The organism is Acinetobacter sp. ANC 3781 (genome assembly GCF_004331285.1).
Classification (GTDB): Bacteria; Pseudomonadota; Gammaproteobacteria; order Pseudomonadales; family Moraxellaceae; genus Acinetobacter.
Genome location: NZ_SJOH01000018.1, coordinates 13336 through 34544, shown reverse-complemented (window position 1 = coordinate 34544; position 21209 = coordinate 13336). Strand labels below are relative to the sequence as shown.

General features: G+C 41.0%; 20 protein-coding genes. 14 read left to right on the top strand and 6 right to left on the bottom strand.

The features are described 5' to 3' along the window. Nucleotides 1–148: 148 nt before the first annotated feature. Both E0H89_RS13115 and E0H89_RS13110 read right to left on the bottom strand, forming a co-directional pair. Nucleotides 149–1516, bottom strand: coding sequence for an MATE family efflux transporter (locus E0H89_RS13115; RefSeq protein WP_131217732.1), 1368 nt, complete (start codon nt 1514–1516; stop codon nt 149–151). 121 nt (nt 1517–1637) lie between these two features. Then, on the bottom strand, nt 1638–2792 hold the full coding sequence (locus E0H89_RS13110; protein ID WP_131217731.1) for a methionine aminotransferase: 1155 nt from the start codon (nt 2790–2792) through the stop codon (nt 1638–1640). 224 nt (nt 2793–3016) lie between these two features. On the opposite strand from E0H89_RS13110, the gene E0H89_RS13105 reads away from it, so the two are divergent. From E0H89_RS13105 to E0H89_RS13090, 3 genes are read left to right on the top strand one after another with little or no spacing between them, the layout of a single operon-like run. Next, entirely contained in the window at nt 3017–5818 is a 2802-nt protein-coding gene (locus E0H89_RS13105) for a type VI secretion system Vgr family protein (protein WP_131217730.1), read from the top strand. 14 nt (nt 5819–5832) lie between these two features. After that, nucleotides 5833–8037, top strand: a complete 2205-nt coding sequence (locus E0H89_RS13100) for a LysM peptidoglycan-binding domain-containing protein (protein WP_131217729.1) — start codon at nt 5833–5835, stop codon at nt 8035–8037. Nucleotides 8038–8056: 19 nt separating this feature from the next. After that, nucleotides 8057–8941, top strand: coding sequence for a hypothetical protein (locus E0H89_RS13090; RefSeq protein WP_250697873.1), 885 nt, complete (start codon nt 8057–8059; stop codon nt 8939–8941). Between the two features lie 32 nt (nt 8942–8973). Here the strand turns inward: E0H89_RS13090 and E0H89_RS13085 are convergent, their stop codons facing one another. Then, on the bottom strand, nt 8974–9894 hold the full coding sequence (locus tag E0H89_RS13085) for a Dyp-type peroxidase (RefSeq protein WP_131217727.1): 921 nt from the start codon (nt 9892–9894) through the stop codon (nt 8974–8976). A gap of 163 nt (nt 9895–10057) precedes the next feature. On the opposite strand from E0H89_RS13085, the gene E0H89_RS13080 reads away from it, so the two are divergent. Next, nucleotides 10058–10678: a LysE family transporter gene (locus E0H89_RS13080; RefSeq protein WP_131217726.1), complete on the top strand. Its 621-nt coding sequence runs from the start codon at nt 10058–10060 to the stop codon at nt 10676–10678. A 94-nt stretch (nt 10679–10772) separates the two neighbouring features. Here the strand turns inward: E0H89_RS13080 and znuB are convergent, their stop codons facing one another. From znuB to E0H89_RS13065, 3 genes are read right to left on the bottom strand one after another with little or no spacing between them, the layout of a single operon-like run. Next, nucleotides 10773–11573, bottom strand: coding sequence for a zinc ABC transporter permease subunit ZnuB (znuB, locus tag E0H89_RS13075; protein WP_131217725.1), 801 nt, complete (start codon nt 11571–11573; stop codon nt 10773–10775). A 3-nt stretch (nt 11574–11576) separates the two neighbouring features. Further along, entirely contained in the window at nt 11577–12368 is a 792-nt protein-coding gene (znuC, locus tag E0H89_RS13070) for a zinc ABC transporter ATP-binding protein ZnuC (protein WP_131217724.1), read from the bottom strand. Next, a complete protein-coding gene (locus E0H89_RS13065; protein ID WP_131217723.1) occupies nt 12344–12838 on the bottom strand; it encodes a transcriptional repressor in 495 nt (164 codons plus the stop codon). Before E0H89_RS13065 ends, znuC begins: the two co-directional genes overlap by 25 nt. Nucleotides 12839–12978: 140 nt before the next feature. On the opposite strand from E0H89_RS13065, the gene E0H89_RS13060 reads away from it, so the two are divergent. From E0H89_RS13060 to E0H89_RS13015, 10 genes are all read left to right on the top strand, one after another. Then, nucleotides 12979–13818, top strand: a complete 840-nt coding sequence (locus E0H89_RS13060) for a metal ABC transporter solute-binding protein, Zn/Mn family (protein WP_131217722.1) — start codon at nt 12979–12981, stop codon at nt 13816–13818. A gap of 171 nt (nt 13819–13989) precedes the next feature. Beyond that, nucleotides 13990–14388 (top strand): ATP synthase subunit I, encoded by a 399-nt coding sequence (locus E0H89_RS13055; RefSeq protein ID WP_131217721.1) that lies wholly within the window; start codon nt 13990–13992, stop codon nt 14386–14388. Nucleotides 14389–14493: 105 nt separating this feature from the next. After that, on the top strand, nt 14494–15369 hold the full coding sequence (atpB, locus tag E0H89_RS13050) for a F0F1 ATP synthase subunit A (RefSeq protein ID WP_131217720.1): 876 nt from the start codon (nt 14494–14496) through the stop codon (nt 15367–15369). Nucleotides 15370–15451: 82 nt separating this feature from the next. Further along, entirely contained in the window at nt 15452–15697 is a 246-nt protein-coding gene (gene atpE / locus E0H89_RS13045) for a F0F1 ATP synthase subunit C (RefSeq protein ID WP_000424060.1), read from the top strand. Nucleotides 15698–15735: 38 nt separating this feature from the next. Continuing rightward, nucleotides 15736–16206, top strand: a complete 471-nt coding sequence (locus E0H89_RS13040) for a F0F1 ATP synthase subunit B (protein ID WP_067725895.1) — start codon at nt 15736–15738, stop codon at nt 16204–16206. Nucleotides 16207–16217: 11 nt separating this feature from the next. Continuing rightward, on the top strand, nt 16218–16754 hold the full coding sequence (locus tag E0H89_RS13035) for a F0F1 ATP synthase subunit delta (RefSeq protein ID WP_067725897.1): 537 nt from the start codon (nt 16218–16220) through the stop codon (nt 16752–16754). Nucleotides 16755–16817: 63 nt separating this feature from the next. Continuing rightward, nucleotides 16818–18362, top strand: coding sequence for a F0F1 ATP synthase subunit alpha (gene atpA / locus E0H89_RS13030; protein WP_131217719.1), 1545 nt, complete (start codon nt 16818–16820; stop codon nt 18360–18362). 88 nt (nt 18363–18450) lie between these two features. Further along, entirely contained in the window at nt 18451–19320 is an 870-nt protein-coding gene (gene atpG / locus E0H89_RS13025; protein ID WP_131217718.1) for a F0F1 ATP synthase subunit gamma, read from the top strand. 26 nt (nt 19321–19346) lie between these two features. Next, nucleotides 19347–20741 carry a F0F1 ATP synthase subunit beta gene (gene atpD, locus E0H89_RS13020; protein ID WP_131217717.1) on the top strand — a complete coding sequence of 465 codons (1395 nt, stop codon included), beginning with the start codon at nt 19347–19349 and terminating at the stop codon, nt 20739–20741. Nucleotides 20742–20768: 27 nt separating this feature from the next. Next, entirely contained in the window at nt 20769–21188 is a 420-nt protein-coding gene (locus E0H89_RS13015; protein WP_086204403.1) for a F0F1 ATP synthase subunit epsilon, read from the top strand. Nucleotides 21189–21209 lie beyond the last annotated feature (21 nt).

The following is a 21209-nucleotide window of genomic DNA, read 5'->3' as shown; positions in this document are numbered from 1 at the left end:
CCATCAAATCAATTTTTTACTGTAGTTTTCGCCAATTCAATAACGTAATTACTGCTTAAATTATTGTGGGGGCGAGACTGCGGATGACTCCACCCGGCAGCGTGCTGTAAGATGGTTGGAAAAGGTAATAACTGGCCTAAATTGATTTTTAAATTAGGGCTTGAACTGTTTTTTTCTTCCACACAAACTGATAATACAGAGCTTGAAGAATACATAAGCAGACAAAGGCCAATGCATAGGCATACCAGATGCCCTGTAAACCCCACCATTGACTGAACAAATAGGCACATGGCACTTCAATGCCAATAATGGCAACAATATTAATGATCATTGGAACAGTTACGGTACCGCTGGCACGCATGATTGAAGCAAAAATGGCGCTCGCACCAAAAAAGATAATCGACCACAACACAATAAATAAAAGTTGCTGCCCAAGGACAACCACCGTCGGGTCAGTGATGAACAGCGCCATCAAATATTTTGAAAATAGATAAGCCAAAGCCACCAAACCACCGGTAATCAGGATATTCATACCGAGGGCAGTACGCGTCACTTTGTTCAGGAGTTCCGATTTCCCCGCACCAATGGCTTGAGCGGCAAAAATGGAAGCGGCAATAGAAATAGACAGGGCAGGGAACTGAATGTAATTCAATACCTGATTGACTGCACCATAGGCGGCGGTTGCATGTGAACCATAACGATTCACCAAGCCTACAATCACCAAACCGGCAACGGATGTCGTGACCATTTGAATACCGGTTGGAATGCCTAAACGCAGAATAATTTTACTGAGTTCAGGTTGATGACGAATATGGCCGAGCAGATGACGGTCAGGTTTTAAAGGATGATCTTTTTTATTTAAGTACATGGCCAAAAAGATTAGTACTGCCAGATAACCGACAATGGTGGCAATGGCAGGTGCAACAATGCCCATTTTAGGAAAGCCAAAATACCCTGCAATTAGTACCGGAGTAATGAATACGCCAATCAGAATAGTCATACCAGAAGCAATTAGCGGTGTAGTGCTGTCGCCGACACCGCGCAAAATTGAAGTATAAATGATATAGATAAACAGCAAGGGGCTGCCGGCAAGCATCCACTGTACATAAGGCAATGAAAGATGCATCACATCCGGATCTGTCCCTAAGGCAAGCAAAATATGTTCAGCAAAAAACACTCCCAACAGGGCAATAATACTACCGCCAATTAAAGTCATGAACAGGGTTGAACCGACCACACAGCGGACTTTTTCAACATTTTGAGCGCCCCAGGCTTGCCCAACCAATACCGTCGCGCCCGCTGAAAGACCAATCACAAAAGCCATCAGACAAAACAAAATCGGAAAAAATACAGCCACGGCGGCAATGGCATTTACCCCCATCATTTGCCCGACAAAAATGGTATTAATAGTTCCGGACAGGTTTTGTAAAATATTGGTCGCAATCAATGGCAACAGGAAAATTAAAAAAGTTTTCCATAATTTTTGTTGATTGAGCAATGGTTGATGATGAGGCATTGAACGTCCTGTAAAAGGTATTTTTATCATTTTCAGACTTAAGCTCACCCTACCTGAGTTCGCTTAAAAAAGCCTTAGTGATTAAGTAACTAAGGCTTGAAATGATGAAAAAATCATGAACTTAAACAGTGGATAAAATGGCAGATGCCTGTTCTAGGGTTTCATCTTTTTTGGCAAAACAAAAACGGATTAAACGTAAATTTTCGGGAGCTTGCTGATAAAAAACCGAAACTGGAATTGCAACGATGCCATGATGCTCAGCGAGAAATTTACACATTTCGACATCGTTTAAATCGGGGCGAATGGCGCTGTAATTTAAGTTCTGGAAATAAGTTCCTTGCGACGGGGTAAAATGAAAGCGTGAGTTGCGGATGCCAGAATTAAAAAGATCGCGTTTTTCCTGATAGAAGTCGGCAAGCTGATCAATATGTTCAGGATGTTGCTGCATAAACGTCGCCAGTGCCATCTGTATGGGTGTGACACCGCAGAAACTGACAAATTGATACACCTGTCTAAAGAGTTTCATCAGTTCAGGTGAGGCAATGCAGTAACCGGTTTTCCAACCAGTGACATGGAAGGTTTTACCAAAAGAGCCGACCACAATACTTCGATCACGCAATTCAGGAAAAGACAGTGCTGAGTAGTGCTTTTGACCATCATAAACTAGATGTTCATAGACTTCATCGGACAGCACCACAATGTTCTTGTCACGAATCAGTTCAATTAAATTTAACCAGTCCTGATGAGACCAAGTCGCTCCGGTCGGATTATGGGGAGTATTCACAATGATCATGCGGGTCTTGTCACTGATGGCATCTTTGACTTGATTCCAGTCCACGGAAAATCCGGGCGCAAGCAAAGGAATATGGACTGCTTTAGCGCCAACCAGTTTCACGCTGGGTCCATAACTGTCATAACAGGGATCGAAAATGATGACCTCATCACCGGTATGAATGAGTGCCTGAATAGTGCAAAAAATTCCAATGGTTGCGCCGGGGGTAATGGTGATTTCAGAGATGGGATCTATCACCAATTGATCACGTTTTAAAAATTGATGTGCCAATTGTTCGCGTAGTGAAATTAGTCCATCACTTGGTGCATATTGATTAAAACCATCTAAGGTAGCTTGGCTTAAAGCTTTCAATAATGCGGGCGGGGCTGCAAAATCGGGAAAACCTTGAGAGAGATTTAAGGCATTCAGACGATGTGCCATTGCGGTCATTACACTGAAAATAGTCAGCCCTTGTGCAGGTAGTTTGGAATGGATGTCAATCATGACCCGAACTCTTGAGTATTATTATGCTTTTCAGTGTAGCAGTAAGACAGGAACCGAAAAATAAAAGTCTAATTTAATCTCTGTATTTTTTGAAAGATTTAAATAGGCTGGACTGAATTTATGGTTTTTTATCGCATTAACAAAAAATTCACTAGACTAAAAAAACAACATTTCCTAGAATGCAGCCACTAATTAAAATAATATCCTTAAAACAATAAATTATTATGTTAAACACTATTCATGCTGTGATTGAAGGTATGGGCTTAAGTTTGCAAAAGCGTGCCCTGCATTTATATTTTTCCAATGAGTTACTCAACCCTCAGGTCTTTATTCAAAGAATTGAAGGACAACATCGCATTAATCATGGGTTCAAGGCTGAACTGATTTGCTTGTCGACTAATGCTTATATTCCCCTGAAGCAATTTATAGGCGGGCGAGTCGCTGTCGATCAAGTTACTGATATAGGTGAACTTTCTCGAATCACAGGTGTGGTTACGGGTGCGAGCCAAGGTCAGAGTGATGGGGCATTAACGGTTTATAAAATCATGATTGAAGATGCGACGGCACTTTGGCAGAAGCGCCGGAATAGTCGTGTTTTCATGAATAAAAGCGTACGAGATATCAGCGAAATACTGTTTAAAGAATGGCGAAGTAAAAGTAGCTTATTTGCAGCCAGCTTGAGTCTCAATACTCAGGGCTTAACCCGAGATTATGATATCCGTCCTTTTGCAATGCAATCCAATGAAACGGATTATGAATTTCTGACACGACTATGGCGCAGTGAAGGCATTAACTGGCTGATTGATGAGTCTGAACACTGCGTTAAAGTTTCCGCCTCCACAATTCAGCCACAGAAGCTATGTTTAATTGATGATAATCATCAATATAAGGCGTTAAACAGAAGATCGATCCGATTCTATCGCAGTCATGCTACAGAATGCTTAGATAGCATCACCAGTTTTATCGCCGAACGCTATTTGCAATCAACAGCCATTCAGGTACAGCGTTGGCAAGCCAGTAGTCTATCCCAAGATCAAGCCAATAGTCTGCTTAGTAATCATCAACATAGTAATGTACAAGATAATGAAACCTTAAGCTTGGAGCAAGTCTGGAGCATCAGCCCGGCCTGGACAGCAGATTTAACCGATGCGGATCAGACTACAACTGCATGCAGTCAGCAGTTAGATAAACTGAATCAGCAGCTGTCACAGTACCAAGACTTACAGTCAAAATACTTCACTGCCCATAGCAGTGTACGTGATGCACAGGTAGGGTATTGGTTTGAATTAATCGATCATCCAGAAATTGATCTGCATTCAGGTTCAGATAAAGAATTTTTAATTTTGGGCAAAGCTTTTTATAACCATAATAATTTGCCCAAAGATATTCTGCATCAGTTAGATGCCTTACTAAGTTTAAGCCGCTGGCAACATCAAGGTGATGAACGACAAGCCAATGAACTGTATGTGGTACGTCGTAATGTTACCGTGGTGCCTGAATATAGTCCTTTAATGCATCGACCTATGGCCTATCCGCAACGCGCCAAAGTGGTTGGACCTGAAGGTGAATGCATTTATGTGGACGCTTGGGGGCGTATCAAAGTCCGTTTCATGTTTACCCGTGCGGACGACCATGGTCATGATGGCGGAGCCGGAAGCAATGATAATGATACTGACTCGGCCTGGGTAGATGTGTTGACCCCTTGGGCAGGGGAAGGTTATGGCGCGCGATTCCATCCTCGAATTGGTGAAATTGTAGTGATTGATTTCTTTGAAGGTGATGTGGATCGACCTTTTGTGGTCGGACGAATTCATGAAGCTGAACGTCATCAGACCATGTTCGATATTCAAGGTCAGTTACCCGATACGAAAAAACTCAGCGGTATTCGCTCTCAAGAGGTGGGTGGTGCCGGTTTTAACCAGCTCCGTTTTGATGATACGGCAGGACAGATCAGTACCCAATTGCACAGCAGCCATGGTGTAAGTCAGCTAAACCTCGGTAACTTGAGCCACCCTAAAGCTGCCGAGACCAGTGATGGTCGTGGCGAAGGTTTTGAATTAAGGACAGATCAATGGGGAGCTCTACGAGCGGGTAAAGGTTTGCTGATTTCGACACATAATCAAGATCAGGCCAATGCTAACCATCTCAGTACAAATGAAGCAAGCACTCAACTGCAATCGAGTTTGCATAATGCTCAGGTATTGAGTCAAGTTGCGGAAAATCAGCTGACAGATCCGTTGGATGTTTTGGAAAATTTAAAGGCTTTTCTTGAGCAAATTGAAAGTGGGGAAAAAGAAAAGGCGGATAATTTTAAACAGGCTTTAATGCTACTCGCTTCGCCTCATTCGATTGCACTTTCCAGCAATGAAAATATTTATATTTCTACAGATCGACAGATTAATCATAGTGCCGGAGAGAGCATTAGTTTCAGTACGCAAAAGTCTTTGATTGGGCATGCGAGTAAAAAAATTAGTCTTTTTGCAGCACAAGAGGGATTCAGGGCTTTCGCTGCAAAAGGAAAGGTTGAATTACAAGCTCAAGATGATGCAGTTGAACTCATTGCACGCAAAGTCATTAAGCTGATTTCGACCGAAGATAAGATTGAAATGATCAGTCCGAAAGAAATTGTACTGACTGCTGGCGGTTCGCAGTTAAAAATTAATGGTGAAGGGATTTTTACTACTACGGGTGGCAAGTTTGAAAGTAAGGCGGGGCAGCATAGTTTTGTGGGAGGGGGGAAGGTGGCATATGAGATTCCTCAACTTCCGAATAACGCTTTCTACAGCAATAGGCTAGATGTATATGATCTATTTTGGCAGTCTGATTTCAGTTTACTAAGCTATAAAGCTTTTATTCCCGACACGAATTCGTATGTTTCAGGTCAGCTTGATGCGCATGGCCGTACTGGCAAAATTACTACAGCAGATCCTTCTAAAGTAGAAGTCTTGGTGGGCTTAGATGAGTACTGGGGATTAAGTGTTCAGGGCTATGACATAGATAATTTGATAGAACATAATAATAACTAGGGTATAAAAGAAAAATGAAGAATAAGTCTTTAGCGACAGTACAACTTTTAGATTTGTTAGGCAATCCGATTCCTAAAGTCCAATATGAGATTAAAAACAGTAAAACAGGCCAGCATGTAGTACACGGCTCTACTAACTCTAAAGGGTGCCTGCATGAAATACAAAGAGATAAAGGAACGGTCTTAGATGTATACGTTAAAAGTCTTTTTGGCGGCCGTATGAAAAAAGTTCAGACATTTACAATGTCTAAAGATCGTATGCTGGTCAAAGTGATTAGTCCTAAAGTACTCTTGGAGTTAAAGACTATAGAGAATAAGGGGAGCGAAGGAAGTTATAAGCGTAAATCGCATACGGTTAAAAAGGGTGAAACCTTATTTTCTATTGCGCAGCAGCATCATACAACAGTTCGGGTGCTAGAGAGACTGAATGAGATAAAGGATCCTAATAAAATCAGTATCGGGCAAGCGATTAAACTGCCACTCAACACGCCTGCAACAGGAAATAATACAAGTATTGATAGAAAGCCAAACCCTCAAAATAATAAGTCTCAATCAGCAGAGAAAAGTAAAAAAGAGACTAAACAGGCTGATAAAGGAATTGTGAATACATTTGAAGAATACGAGAAGAAAGCATTAGAGCAGCTTAATGAATGGTATGAAGAAGGTAAGAAAGCTTTATCGGATGCAATAAAAATTGATATGAAAGAGAACCGCAGTCAGGATGGCGGAACACCAAAAACTGATACTTTCAATTTATGTAAAACTAATCCTCAATGTATATCTCAAGGAAAAAGTGAACTTATCAGAGAGGTTAATATTAGGCTAGCAGGCTTTGGAGGCGCATTACCTACAGATGAATTTACTCCTTTAACAGCGGAATGTATAAAACAATTTCAACGGGATTATATGGGGGTTCCTGAAACTGGAAAAATATGCGGAAGTATTTTAGCAGCTTTAGATAAGTTCCGTGATGAATATGGAATTGCTAAATTTATAGATTCTTTTAAATGTTCATGCGGTAAGTGTAGTGGATTTGGAATGAGAAGAATCGGGACGTTTACATTCGAAAACTATCAGAAAACTTCAGACAAATATGTAAAAGTTCAAAAAACTATTAAGGAATCAGAAGGGATGCATCGAAGCCTTGTGTGGGGGTTAAAAGCAATGATGTTCTACTTTGATAAGGAAATTAATCCTAAAGGATATAAAATAGCTAAAATATCATCAGGTTACCGTTGTGTAGATAATAACTTAAAAAATAGAAGAGCTACAACTAATCATATGGGTACAGCTATAGATATAGTTATCTATAATAAAAATAGTCAAGTAGTTAGTCTAGATGAATTGGAAAATACCGTCAGAAAAGAGTGGTTTTGCACATATTTAAACGCAACGATGGGGTGGTCGAATAATAGATTTGGATTAGAGCGCTTATCTCATGGAGCAACTACTTGGATTCATTTAGACGTAAGAGAGTTTTCAGATGAATTTAAAATCGATAAGTTATTTTCCAAGACCGCAAATGGTTTAAATGGTGATTATCTAGTTAATTTGTTTAGAAGAGACGGTAAGGCTAGTACAATTTTAGGATGCACTGGACTTGCGACTGCGCCTATGAACAGTCCAGCTTTAAAGGACAGTTCTTTAGAAGAATTGATCAAGCAACTAGGTTCTGCAATTTCACATGGTGAAGGGAATTACGAATCATACAATACAGGAACTATTAAGAATAAAGTGATACATTCCTTTTTGTATCCAGCAAAAGGTACAGTCACTAATAAAACAATTAATCAAATTATTGAAAGTTATACTTTGTCTCCTAGAGATACTTCTAGAATGTTTGCGGTGGGTAAATATCAGATAACTCCAGATCCTATGAGAGAGGCAAAATTAAAACTTAAACTAAGCGGAAATGAGAAATTTGATGAAAATCTTCAAGAAAGAATTTTTCGAGAATACCTAATTCCTTCTAAGAGGCCTAAACTAGGAAATTTTGTTCTTAAAGGGATTGGAAATACGGAAGATGCTCAATATGAGGCAGCAAAAGAATGGGCATCGATCGCTACTCCACAAGGCTATCAAATTAGCCAAAACTGTGGCGGTCATATTTCAGATGGCACTAAATCTTTTTATGAAAGTACGGCTAATCATGCTAATAAAAAATCAACAGAAATGGTTAAAGAAATTTTAGAAAAAATTAATCAATATCATCAACAATAGTATAAGTGTGAGATATAGAATGAATAAAAAAATTAGTATATTATTATTTTCTGGTTTTTTTTGTATAGTGGGCTGTAATGCAAAAGTAATTGAAAGTAATAAGGCATCAAAAATAAAAGTACAGCCTTGTGGATTTGACTATGATATTGATAATTATTATTGTAAAGTTGAAAATATAAAGTTGTATGAAAATAATATTGGTAAAAGTGCAAATTATAATAAAAATTATACAGTTATTAAAATTGATGATGGGAAGTATATTCGACTAGTGGCTTTGAACCAAAAAACATTAATTATCTATCCCCTAAATTATAAAATTGAAAAAGAAAAATCACAAATTAAATTCACCAATTCCAATGAAAATTTATGTGTTACTGGTGATTTATATAGCTACCGGAATACTTATAATGATTCAAAAGTATGCTTTAGAATTATAGAGGATGCATTTGTAAAAATAAGTATTGATGAAAATATAAAAGATCTAAGTTTATCTAAATTTAAACAAATTTTGCTGCCAAATTCTTCAGATTATTTTAATCAATGTTTGAAAATTAATTCGCAAAATAAGTGTGAGAAACTTAGTGACTCAGAAAATCATATTTATAGATTTGATGAAATAAAGAAAAATTCTAAAGAAATAGGAGATATTTTAAATAATGAAAAAATCAAAAAACTGAATTTAGATGGTTTTAAATTTTTACCTTATTCGGAAAAATCTCAATATTTAATAGGTGAAAAATATGAAGATACAGATGAAGAGTCTTCATGTGTATATTATCTCATTAAAATAAAACCTGATATTGAAGCTAGAAGAATTGGAAATTTTTATTCTATAGATAAACAATTTAATTTAAGTTATAGCGATTCTTCAGGAAATAAGAAAAATATTAAATTAGAATTATAGAAAAAAGCCGGCTCTCGCCAGCTTTTTCTTTTTCACCCTTCCAAAACTTTTTCTAACAACTCCTCACTCGGCGCAAAATAATAAGCCCCATCCATCGGAGTAACAAAGTGAAGCAGGCGGTCATGAATACCGTCACCAGCTGTACCAAACATATGTTTTAACATATGGTCGATAATTTCTAAGTTCTTGGTATAAGCAATAAAGAACAAACCTTGGTCACCTCGACCTTCTCCATACGGAAGAGAGTGACGTAAAATTTCCATTTCTTCGCCTTTCTCATCCTCAATCACTACACGGGAAATATGAGCATTTTTAGGTTTAACTTCATCGTCCAGTTCAATCGATTCCAACTTGGTTCGACCCATTACATTTTCTTGGGCATCAACTTTTAACTGTTTCCATTTTTCCAGATTATGTGCATAACGTTGCGCGAATACAAATGAACCATCGGCAAAAATTCCAGCATCTTCCCCCAGTAAAGCGACTTCGGCACGGTCATCGGGAAATTGTGGATTTTCAGTTCCATCAATAAAACCGGTAATGTCACGCCCATCGAAATAACGGAAACATACACGTTCATCCAGTACTTCAACTTTATCTTGAATCCCTTCAAAGAAAGACTGACTTAAGGCAAAACAAATGTCAGTGCGTTGAGATGCAACATGAATCAATATATCAGCAGCGGCAACAGGCATTTGAAATGAACCTTGAATCGGCTCTAGTTGTTTAAAACCTGCAGGTGTCTGGCTATATAGTTTTGCCCAAAGTTCAGGACCAAAAGCGACACCCGTTTTAATTTGCGCGTTAGGATGCTGGGTGATTAAACGATCCCGTGTAGTAAATAAATCTTCAAGTTTTTCTTTTAACTCATCAATTGTTAAGTCTTTTAAACGCAAAACAATAAACCGGGCATGATCTGAAGGTAATGGTAAAATTACAGATTGGGCAGTCATACATGGCTCCTAACAATTTTTATCAAATACGTGGCTGGCTTTATTGTGCCTCATCACTGCCTAGGTGAATAGCCCAATGCTTATTTTTTAATGATCAATTTTTCAAACATATAAAAGGTGAAAAATCATATAATAGCTATACTTTTATTTCTGCCTATATTTTATGTCTTACCAGGTTTGGCTGGCGTATATGCTGGCTTGTTGGGTCATCAGTATTTCACCGGGTGCAGGGGCAATTGCATCTATGTCCAGTGGTCTGAATTATGGCTTCCGCCGTGGCTACTGGAATGCGTTAGGTTTACAGCTGGCATTATTGCTACAAATCGGAATTGTGGCTGCTGGGGTAGGGGTGCTTTTTGCGACGACGCCTTGGGCTTTTCTAGTGGTGAAATGGTTCGGGGTAAGCTATTTATTGTATTTAGCTTATCTGCAATGGAAAGCACCGACTCAGTCGATTGAAATTCAACAGGAACAACCGGATAAATCAATTGCCAAATTGGTCTTGCATGGTTTTTTGATCAATATGAGTAATCCCAAAGCCATTGTGTTTTTACTTGCAGTATTGCCACAGTTTTTGGATTTGTCCAAACCACAAGGGATTCAATATCTGATTATGGCAGCAACCATGGTTACAATTGATTTGATCGTGATGGCGGGCTATACCGGTCTGGCTGCCAAAGTTTTAAGATTATTGAAATCCCCAAAACAGCAGAAATATATGAACCGAACTTTTGCGGTGTTGTTTAGCTGTGCAGCCGGATTACTGAGTTTAATCAGTAATTAATAAAGATTTTTCCCTCTCTTGAAAGGAGAGGGTTAGGCAGAGGTTGTTGGAAAATAAAAAGCATCTTAAAAAAATAATGGATATAAAGGAAAGACTAAGCCATCTTCTTCATTTTCTGCACTGCAAAAATCAGCGCAAATAAAATTGCCATGGTCAGCACAATGGTTAAGCCGGTCGAGGTATCTAAACCTGCACTTGACCATAAACCGACACTAATCCCGATTTGTGCAATCACAAAAGCCCAAATCACCATCTGTTTTGGAGAGTTAGCCAGTAAGCGTGCAGTTAATGCTGGAATCACCAGTAAAGCACCCATCAACAATGAACCGACCGCTTTAAGTGCTAAAACTGTAAATAGTGCCAATAACAACATAAAAACCAGACGCTGCCATTTAGCATTCACGCCTTCACTGACTGCCATGTCAGGATCAATCGCAATTTGAATTTGTGCTTGCCAGTTTTTATACAACACAGCTAAAGCTGCAATAATGACAAAAGCAAACATGGGTAGATTTGACCATGAAATTTGTAGCAGATCGCCAAACAAATAGCTGAGCAGTTCCGGTCTCAAACTTGGAATATGTTGAATAAACATTAAACCAGAGCAGAGCAAGGTGGCTGAACAAAGAGCCAGCAGTGCATCATTGGGCAGACGAGGGTCATGCAGTACCCATAAAATACCGACCAATAAAAATGCCAACGCAGTCACGCCTAACCATAGCGGCAGGCTTAAGGCACCGGCAATAGCCACACCCAGTAAAGTGCCATGTGCCATGGTGTCCGCAAAAAAAGACATCCGTCGCCATAACATTAAACAACCCAGTGGCGCAGTTAGAAACACCAGTAAAGTTCCCATGGTCCATGCAGGTAACAATAGTTGTAACCATTCCATCATGGCTTAAGCTTCCGGTTCTGGGTGAATATGAGGACGCGGATCATGCTGGCACGGAGTTGCACTGTCGCCATGCGCGCAATGATCATGATGATGTTGATAGAATGCTCGGTTGGTGCCAAAAATGGCTTGATACTCTGGATGCTTCTGCACGTTTTCAGGTAAGCCGCTGCAACAGATATGCTTATTCAAACATACCACGCGGTGCGTACCTTGCATGACCCATTGCAAGTCGTGCGATACCATTAATACGGCACAACCATATTTGATCGGCAAGCTTCTTACATATTCATATAGTTCAGCTTCAGATTGAATATCTAAGCCTTGCATCGGTTCATCAAGAACCAGAACATCAGGTTGGCGCAGTAAAGCACGTGCCAACAAGACACGTTGCCGTTCACCACCTGAGAGTTGCTGAACTTTAGAGTCTTGGAGTTTAGTAATACCGGTATCGTAAATAATTTCTGCTTTTCTATTGGCATCACATTTTTCTAAAGCCAATAAGTCGCTTACGCGTAAAGGCAGACTATGCGACGGATTAAACTTTTGTGGCACATAAGAAAATTTTAATTTTTTATTGCTATGAATTTTGCCTGCATTGGCTTTAACAATCCCTAAAAGGACTTTAATCAGGGTAGATTTTCCCGCACCATTCGGACCAATCAGCGTGACAATTTCTCGCTCATGCAAGGCGAAATCGACATTTTTTAAAATGTCACGCTCATCGATACGTACACTGATTTTGTCTAATGTAATCAATGGAAGGGCGGTTATTATTTGTTGCGACACTGCTGACATATCCCAGAAATTTCAATAATACTGTGATGTGCAGTAAATTGATCAGATGCTGAAAGCGCATCTAATTGTGTTAATAAACCCTGTGCAGAGGCTTCTGTCACATTTTTACAATTGGTACAAATTAAAAATGCAGCCTGATGGCCCTCACGCGGATGACAACAAGGAATGTAGGCATTAATAGACGTTAAACGGTGGATCAAGCCTTTTTCTAATAGAAAGTCTAAAGTACGATAAACCGTCGGTGGGGCAGCAGGGCGGTCTGAATCGCTCTTGATTTTAGCCAATAAGTCATATGCCCCCATAGGACCTGTGGCATTTAAAATTAGTCCTAATACTTCTTTGCGTAACGGAGTTAAACGCGCGCCTTTTGTTATACAGAGGCTTTCCGCTTCAGCAAGTCGTGTTTCGACATTATGATGGTCATGTACGCCATGTAATGCATTATGATGTTCGTGAGAACATGAGCTCATAGCAACCTCAAGTGCGAAATTTATAAAAACAAATGGACATTAAATCTTAACATGAAGCGACACCGGTTTCGATTAGACGTAGGTATTTTTGTTGATTTGTTATATTATAACACCTGTTGAATATTTGGTGATCTTCTTTCATGTCCCGTTTCTTTGCATTTTGTGCACTTGCTTTATTCAGTACCTTAAGCTGGTCACAGAGTTTAGTGGTCTCTACGCATCCAATTTATCTTATTGCTGAAGAAATCACGCAAGGAGTTGAAAAGCCTGTACTGTTATTGGCAGATCAAACCGGACATGATGTCACGCTTACGCCTGCACATCGCAAAGCCATTCTAGATGCATCACTGGTGATCTGGCTGGGTAAGGCACATGAAGCACCGCTTGATAAGCTGTTGTCTGATAATCCCAAAGCTATTTCTGTTTTAGAGTCAGGTATCGTGCAAACGTTGCCGCAGCGCAATACCCGTAGGGTCGCTTTAAACAATACTGTGGATACCCATGTCTGGCTTGATCCAAATAATGCGGTGCGGATTGGCTTCTTTATAGCTGCATTGCGTTCACAACAATTACCTGAACATAAAGATCTCTATTGGGCGAACGCCAAGCGCTTTGCACAAGAGATGTTACTCACTGCACAACAATATAATACCAAATCATCTGCAAAGACTTACTGGGCATATCACGATGCTTATCAATATTTAGAGCGTGCCTTAAATTTGAAATTCGCTGGCGCATTGACCGATGATCCGCATGTTGCACCTACCATGGCGCAAATTAAATATCTAAATGATAGCCGTCCAAATCGTAATATGTGCTTGTTGGCAGAAGGACATGCCAGTAAAAACCAATACCAAAAATTGAATCCGATTACCTTCCAAGCAGTAGATGAAAGTATGAGTGGGGCAGGGGATTTTGTCGTGGCTTGGAAAAAACTTGCCGAGCAAACCCATAACTGTGTGCTAAATGCACGAAAGTAATACAAAAAATAAACAGTGATTGATTAGTAACAAAGCAACTTAATCATTGAAAAAAACCAGACTTAGGTCGGGAAAAGATTGCATGTTCAGGGGTGTAACTCTATAATGCCTGCGATTAAAAACGATCATCAGCTAAACTTGTCAAGCATGATTGCTGTGAGTGAATAAATAATGAGCCGAACTAGTCGCATGATTGATCGACGATTAGCGAAAGCTTTGGTCATCTTACAAGCATGCATGATTCCTGTTTCAGCCTTGATAGGGTGGGTCCTGAAAGACTCAACTGCAGCTTACAGCGCTGCACTTGGTGCGTTGGTGTGCTGGCTTGCAAGTTGTTATTTTTCTTGGCAATCGTTTCGAGCTGCAGGTGCGCGAGCTTCAAAGCAGGTTCTTTCGAACATGTATAGAGGTCTGATGGGCAAGTTTGCAATTGTGATCGTTGGTTTCATTTTAATTTTAAGTAACGTTAAACCGTTGTCAGCGGCAGCGTTGTTTTGTGGTTTTATCCTCGTTCAAGCCATGTCGTGGGTCGCTCCTTTTTTAGCGTCACGTCTACAAAAACGGGTTTAAGCACAACAAAAAATTGAAAAGTTTTTTAGGAGATGGACGAGATATCAGGCAGCACGCGATGTTCGTTCACTCTATTTAGTATTTGACATTGACCAGGTGTGATTTATGGCTGCTGAAGAACATGCCCTCACTTCGACCGAGTATATCAAGCATCACTTGACCAATATGACCTATGGCAAGATGCCTGATGGCTCGTGGAAGTTGGCTGAGACTGCTGAAGAAGCTCAACAGATGGGGTTCACTGCTATTCACTTGGATTCAATGGGTTGGTCTATCGGACTTGGTCTGATTTTCTGTTTGTTGTTCTGGTGTGTAGCGAAAGCTGCAAACTCTGGTGTTCCTACCAAGTTCCAGTCAGCAATTGAAATGATCATTGAGTTTGTTGATTCAAGTGTTCGTGATACTTTCCACGGAAAGTCACGTTTGATTGCACCGCTTGCACTGACCATTTTCGTGTGGATTTTCCTCATGAACTTAATGGATTTGATGCCGGTAGATTTCATTCCTCATTTAGCTACGCTTATTGGTAGCAATGTATTCGGAATGGATCCACATAGTGTGTATTTCAAAATCGTACCAACAACAGATCCAAACATCACATTAGGGATGTCTTTATCTGTATTCGCTCTAATCATTTTCTACAGTATTCGTGAAAAAGGTGTGAGTGGCTTTGTTGGTGAGTTGGCGCTGAACCCGTTCAATCCAAAGAATCCAATCGCTAAAGCGCTTTTAATTCCATTTAACTTGCTTTTGGAATTGGTAACTTTCCTTGCACGTCCAATTTCATTGGCTCTGCGACTGTTCGGTAACATGTATGCGGGTGAGTTAATCTTCATCCTTATCGCGTTACTACCGTTCTGGATCCAATGGGCATTGTCTGTGCCATGGGCTATTTTCCATATCTTAATTATCACGCTACAAGCATTTATTTTCATGATGCTGACTATCGTATATTTGAGCATGGCAAGCGAAAAGCATTAATGGTAATTGCCTAACTATCATAAGATGGTTGGGTACAATTTTTAATTTAATTGGGTAAAACCTAACCTCTGAGGAATTTTTCATGGAACTCACTTTAGGTCTAGTTGCAATTGCATCTGCTATCTTGATCGCTTTTGGTGCTTTAGGTACTGCGATTGGTTTTGGTCTTTTAGGCGGCCGTTTCCTTGAAGCTGTTGCACGTCAACCAGAATTGGCTCCACAACTTCAAACTCGTATGTTCTTAATCGCAGGTCTTCTTGATGCTGTGCCTATGATCGGTGTTGGTATTGGCTTGTTCTTCATCTTCGCTAATCCATTTGTAGGTTAATCAGCTTAATTCCTAAATTAAACTATTGAGGAATAGCTATGAATATCAACCTCACATTGATTGGCCAAGCGATTGCATTTGCGATGTTTGTCGCATTCTGCATGAAGTTTGTATGGCCACCACTAATCAATGCGATTAGTGAGCGTCAGCGTCGTATCGCTGATGGGCTAAATGCTGCTGAAAAAGCAAAAGCTGACCTTGCCGATGCGCAAGCTCAAGTGAAAGCTGAATTAGATGCGGCAAAAGCACAAGCGGCTCAATTGATCGAGCAAGCGAACCGTCGTGGTGCACAATTGATCGAAGAAGCGCGTACTCAAGCATCTGCTGAAGGTGAGCGTATTCGTCAACAGGCGAAAGAAACTGTTGACACTGAAATCAATGCTGCACGCGAAGAATTACGTCAACAAGTTGCTGCCTTGGCAGTTACTGGTGCAGAAAAAATTCTGAACCAGCAAGTTGATGCGGAAGCTCACAATGCCATGCTTACTCAGCTGGCTGCTAAACTTTAAGCGAGGCGATTATGGCTGAACTCTTGACGTTGGCACGCCCGTACGCAAAAGCAGCATTTGCTTTCGCTTCTGAGCAAGGTGCAACTGACAATTGGTCGAATGTGTTACAAGTGCTCAGTGCTGCGGTGCAAGACGAAGCATTTTCCGCTTATTTGAATCGCCCTGAGCTTACTCCTGCTGAGCAGGTCAGTGTTTTTGCAAAAGTTTTAGGTGAGAATCAAACTCAAGAAGTGTCAAACTTTTTGACTCTTCTTGCAGACAACGATCGTTTAGCGTTGTTACCTGAAATTGAAACAGAATATGAACTGCTCAAATCACAGAATAACAACACTGTGGATGTTGTGATTGAATCAGCATTCCCTGTGACTTCTGTACAGGAACAATTACTGGCTCAAGCGTTAGAGAAAAAATTTAACGCTGCGGTAAATGTAACTGTAGAAGTTAATCCAGCCCTTATTGCGGGTGTGGTTATTCGTGCAGGCGACCAAGTGATAGATGACTCTGCACTTAACAAGCTTGAAAAAATGCGGACTCGTCTTCTTGCATAATTTTTTGTCAAAAATTACTGCATAGAAGAAGACTGAACTTAAAAAAGATTGAGGTATAGCGCAATGCAACAACTGAATCCATCCGAGATCAGTGCGCTCATTAAACAGCGTATCGGCGATCTGGACACCAGCGCAACCGCTAAGAACGAAGGGACCATTGTTATGGTTTCCGACGGTATTGTGCGTATTCACGGCCTTGCTGATGCAATGTACGGTGAAATGATCGAATTCGACGGCGGCTTATTTGGTATGGCACTGAACCTAGAACAGGATTCAGTGGGCGTCGTTGTTTTAGGTAACTACTTAAGCCTTCAAGAAGGTCAAAAAGCGCGTTGCACAGGTCGTGTATTAGAAGTTCCGGTTGGTCCAGAACTTTTAGGCCGTGTAGTAGATGCTTTGGGTAACCCGATTGATGCTAAAGGCCCAATTGATGCAAAATTAACTGATGCTGTTGAAAAAGTAGCACCAGGCGTAATTTGGCGTCAATCAGTGGATGAACCTGTACAAACTGGTTATAAATCAGTAGATACAATGATCCCTGTAGGCCGTGGTCAACGTGAGTTGATCATTGGTGACCGTCAAACTGGTAAAACAGCAATGGCGATCGACGCGATCATCGCTCAGAAAAACTCTGGCATTAAATGTGTATACGTAGCAATTGGTCAAAAACAATCGACTATCGCTAACGTTGTACGCAAGCTGGAAGAAACTGGTGCTATGGCGTATACAACTGTTGTCGCAGCAGGTGCATCTGATCCAGCAGCAATGCTGTATTTGGCTCCGTACTCTGGCTGTACAATGGGCGAATACTTCCGTGACCGTGGTGAAGACGCGTTAATCATTTATGATGACTTGTCTAAACAAGCTGTTGCTTACCGTCAAATTTCATTGCTTTTACGTCGTCCACCAGGTCGTGAAGCGTATCCAGGTGACGTGTTCTATCTACATTCACGTCTACTTGAACGTGCTTCTCGTGTATCTGCTGACTACGTTGAGAAATTCACTAACGGTGAAGTTAAAGGCCAAACTGGTTCATTAACTGCATTGCCGATTATTGAAACTCAAGCAGGTGACGTATCTGCATTCGTACCGACCAACGTGATTTCGATTACAGATGGTCAGATCTTCTTAGAAACATCATTATTCAACGCAGGTATTCGTCCTGCTGTGAACGCGGGTATCTCTGTATCTCGTGTAGGTGGTTCTGCGCAAACCAAGATCATCAAAAAATTGTCTGGTGGTATCCGTACTGCTTTGGCGCAATACCGTGAATTGGCAGCGTTTGCTCAGTTCGCTTCTGACCTTGATGAAGCAACTCGTAAGCAACTTGAACATGGTCAACGTGTAACTGAATTAATGAAGCAAAAACAATATGCTCCATATTCAATTGCTGACCAAGCTGTTTCAATTTATGCATCTAACGAAGGTTATATGACTGACGTTGAAGTGAAGAAAATCGTTGCATTTGATGCTGCGCTTGTTTCTTACTTCCGTTCAGAACACGCTGCGTTAATGCAAAAAATTGACGAGACTGGTGCTTGGGATAAAGAAATCGAAGCAGCATTCAAAGCTGGTATTGAAAGCTTTAAAGCGACTCAAACTTACTAATTTTAGCAATTGCTAAAAGCTAGTGGGCTTGGTTCACGGAATCAACCTTCGGAGGCTTGAAAGAGCCTTCGAATACTAGGTTAAGCGTATGGCAAATTTAAAAGAAATTCGCGCCAAAGTAGCTAGTATCAAGTCGACGCAGAAAATTACGCGTGCGATGCAGATGGTAGCTGCTTCTAAAATGCGTCGTGCGCAAGAGCGCATGGCTCAAGGCCGTCCGTATGCCGAAAATATGCACCGTGTAATTGCTCATTTGGTCCAAGCGAACCCTGAATACAAACACCGTTATATGGTTGAACGTCCGGTAAAACGCGTTGGCTATATCATTGTGTCTTCAGATCGTGGCCTTGCTGGTGGTTTGAACATTAACCTGTTCAAGAAAGTGGTTAAACACGTCCAACAGCAACAAGAGCAGTCAATTGAAGTTCAATTTGCTTTAATTGGTCAAAAAGCGGTTTCGTTTTTTAAAAACTACGGCGGTAAAGTGCTAGGTGCAACCACTCAGGTGGGTGATGCTCCAAGTCTTGAACAGTTATCTGGTTCTGTACAGGTGATGTTGGATGCGTATGATAAAGGCGAGTTAGATCGTATTTATCTTGTATCAAACGGCTTTGTGAATGCCATGACTCAAAATCAAAAGATTGAGCAACTCGTTCCTTTGGCAGCGGCTGAAGAAGGCGAGAATCTGAACCGTTCATACGGTTGGGATTACCTTTATGAACCAGAGGCTGAAGAGCTATTAAATGGTTTGTTAGTTCGCTATATCGAGTCTGTGGTGTATCAGGGTGTGATTGAAAACATCGCATGTGAGCAATCTGCACGTATGGTGGCAATGAAAGCTGCGACCGACAATGCAGGTGACATCATCAAGAGCCTACAACTTATTTATAACAAGCTGCGTCAAGCCGCGATTACTCAGGAAATTTCTGAGATCGTTGGTGGTGCCGCTGCCGTTTAACATTATTTTGAATTGAGGAGACAGCAATGAATAGCGGTCGTATCATTCAGATCATCGGCGCGGTAATCGACGTCGAGTTTGAACGCAACAGCGTTCCTAAGATCTATGACGCTCTCCATGTTGATGGTACTGAAACTACTTTAGAAGTTCAGCAACAACTTGGTGATGGCGTAGTTCGTACTATTGCAATGGGTTCTACTGAAGGCCTTAAGCGTGGTTTGAACGTAGTTAACACTGGTGCTCCAATCTCTGTACCTGTAGGTACTGCATGTTTGGGTCGTATCATGGACGTTCTTGGTCGACCAATCGACGAAGCTGGTCCTGTTGCGACTGAAGCACGTTTACCGATTCACCGCGCAGCACCTTCTTATGCTGAACAAGCGGCTTCTACTGACCTTTTAGAAACTGGTATTAAAGTCATCGACTTACTATGCCCGTTTGCTAAAGGCGGTAAAGTTGGTCTGTTCGGTGGTGCCGGTGTTGGTAAAACTGTAAACATGATGGAATTGATCAACAACATCGCGAAAGCTCACTCAGGTTTATCTGTGTTTGCTGGTGTTGGTGAGCGTACTCGTGAAGGTAACGACTTCTATCACGAAATGAAAGATTCTAACGTTCTAGACAAAGTAGCAATGGTCTACGGTCAGATGAATGAGCCACCGGGTAACCGTTTACGCGTAGCGTTGACTGGTTTGACTATGGCCGAATATTTCCGTGACGAGAAAGACGAAAACGGTAAAGGCCGTGACGTATTGTTGTTTGTTGACAACATTTACCGTTACACATTGGCTGGTACCGAAGTGTCTGCACTTCTAGGTCGTATGCCATCTGCAGTAGGTTACCAACCAACTCTTGCAGAAGAGATGGGTGTTCTTCAAGAACGTATTACATCTACTAAGTCTGGTTCTATTACGTCAATCCAAGCGGTATACGTACCTGCCGATGACTTAACAGATCCATCGCCTGCTACAACGTTTGCTCACTTAGACGCAACTGTTGTATTGAGCCGTGACATCGCATCTTCTGGTATTTATCCAGCGATCGATCCACTAGACTCAACTTCACGCCAACTTGATCCATTAGTAGTTGGTGCTGAGCATTACGAAATTGCTCGTTCAGTTCAAAACGTTCTTCAACGTTATAAAGAATTGAAAGACATTATCGCAATTCTTGGTATGGACGAGCTTGCTGAAGAAGATAAATTGGTTGTTTACCGTGCGCGTAAAATCCAACGTTTCTTCTCTCAACCGTTCCACGTAGCTGAAGTATTTACTGGCGCGCCTGGTAAATTAGTATCTCTTAAAGAAACGATTCGTGGCTTTAAAGGTCTTCTCGCTGGTGAATACGATCACATTCCAGAACAAGCGTTCTATATGGTTGGTGGTATTGACGAAGTTATTGCTAAAGCCGAGAAACTTTAATTAGCTGCTCTAATTTAGGAGATTCTCATGGCGACTATGCAATGTGATGTTGTAAGTGTAAAAGAGTCTTTGTACTCTGGCACTGTAACTATGCTAATTGCGAAAGGTGCTGGCGGTGAGTTGGGTATTATGCCTGGCCATGCTCCGTTGGTAACTTTGCTTCAACCGGGCGCAATTCGCGTTCTGTTGGAAAACGGTACAGAAGAGTTGATCTATGTATCTGGTGGTGTTCTAGAAGTTCAACCGCATGTCATCACGGTTCTTGCAGATACTGCAGTTCGTGCTGAAAACTTAGATGAAGCTGCAATTCTTGAAGCGCGTAAAAATGCTGAAACTTTGCTAGCTAATCAAAAGAGCGATTTGGACTCTGCTGCTGCTTTGGCTGCTCTTGCAGAAACTGCTGCTCAGTTGGAAACCATCCGCAAAATCAAAAACCGCGCTCAATAAGAGACGGTTCGAGATTGAAAG

Excerpts from the sequence above, each read along its gene's own strand:
- znuB (WP_131217725.1), bottom strand. The coding sequence starts at position 11,573 with ATGATGGAATGGTTACAACTATTGTTACCTGCATGGACCATGGGAACT.
- E0H89_RS13035 (WP_067725897.1), top strand. The coding sequence starts at position 16,218 with ATGGCTGAACTCTTGACGTTGGCACGCCCGTACGCAAAAGCAGCATTT.
- atpE (WP_000424060.1), top strand. The coding sequence starts at position 15,452 with ATGGAACTCACTTTAGGTCTAGTTGCAATTGCATCTGCTATCTTGATC.
- atpA (WP_131217719.1), top strand. The coding sequence starts at position 16,818 with ATGCAACAACTGAATCCATCCGAGATCAGTGCGCTCATTAAACAGCGT.
- E0H89_RS13110 (WP_131217731.1), bottom strand. The coding sequence starts at position 2,792 with ATGATTGACATCCATTCCAAACTACCTGCACAAGGGCTGACTATTTTC.
- E0H89_RS13090 (WP_250697873.1), top strand. The coding sequence starts at position 8,057 with ATGAATAAAAAAATTAGTATATTATTATTTTCTGGTTTTTTTTGTATA.
- E0H89_RS13085 (WP_131217727.1), bottom strand. The coding sequence starts at position 9,894 with ATGACTGCCCAATCTGTAATTTTACCATTACCTTCAGATCATGCCCGG.
- E0H89_RS13080 (WP_131217726.1), top strand. The coding sequence starts at position 10,058 with ATGTCTTACCAGGTTTGGCTGGCGTATATGCTGGCTTGTTGGGTCATC.
- E0H89_RS13100 (WP_131217729.1), top strand. The coding sequence starts at position 5,833 with ATGAAGAATAAGTCTTTAGCGACAGTACAACTTTTAGATTTGTTAGGC.
- atpG (WP_131217718.1), top strand. The coding sequence starts at position 18,451 with ATGGCAAATTTAAAAGAAATTCGCGCCAAAGTAGCTAGTATCAAGTCG.
- E0H89_RS13060 (WP_131217722.1), top strand. The coding sequence starts at position 12,979 with ATGTCCCGTTTCTTTGCATTTTGTGCACTTGCTTTATTCAGTACCTTA.
- E0H89_RS13105 (WP_131217730.1), top strand. The coding sequence starts at position 3,017 with ATGTTAAACACTATTCATGCTGTGATTGAAGGTATGGGCTTAAGTTTG.
- atpD (WP_131217717.1), top strand. The coding sequence starts at position 19,347 with ATGAATAGCGGTCGTATCATTCAGATCATCGGCGCGGTAATCGACGTC.
- E0H89_RS13015 (WP_086204403.1), top strand. The coding sequence starts at position 20,769 with ATGGCGACTATGCAATGTGATGTTGTAAGTGTAAAAGAGTCTTTGTAC.
- E0H89_RS13055 (WP_131217721.1), top strand. The coding sequence starts at position 13,990 with ATGAGCCGAACTAGTCGCATGATTGATCGACGATTAGCGAAAGCTTTG.
- znuC (WP_131217724.1), bottom strand. The coding sequence starts at position 12,368 with ATGTCAGCAGTGTCGCAACAAATAATAACCGCCCTTCCATTGATTACA.
- E0H89_RS13115 (WP_131217732.1), bottom strand. The coding sequence starts at position 1,516 with ATGCCTCATCATCAACCATTGCTCAATCAACAAAAATTATGGAAAACT.
- E0H89_RS13040 (WP_067725895.1), top strand. The coding sequence starts at position 15,736 with ATGAATATCAACCTCACATTGATTGGCCAAGCGATTGCATTTGCGATG.
- E0H89_RS13065 (WP_131217723.1), bottom strand. The coding sequence starts at position 12,838 with ATGAGCTCATGTTCTCACGAACATCATAATGCATTACATGGCGTACAT.
- atpB (WP_131217720.1), top strand. The coding sequence starts at position 14,494 with ATGGCTGCTGAAGAACATGCCCTCACTTCGACCGAGTATATCAAGCAT.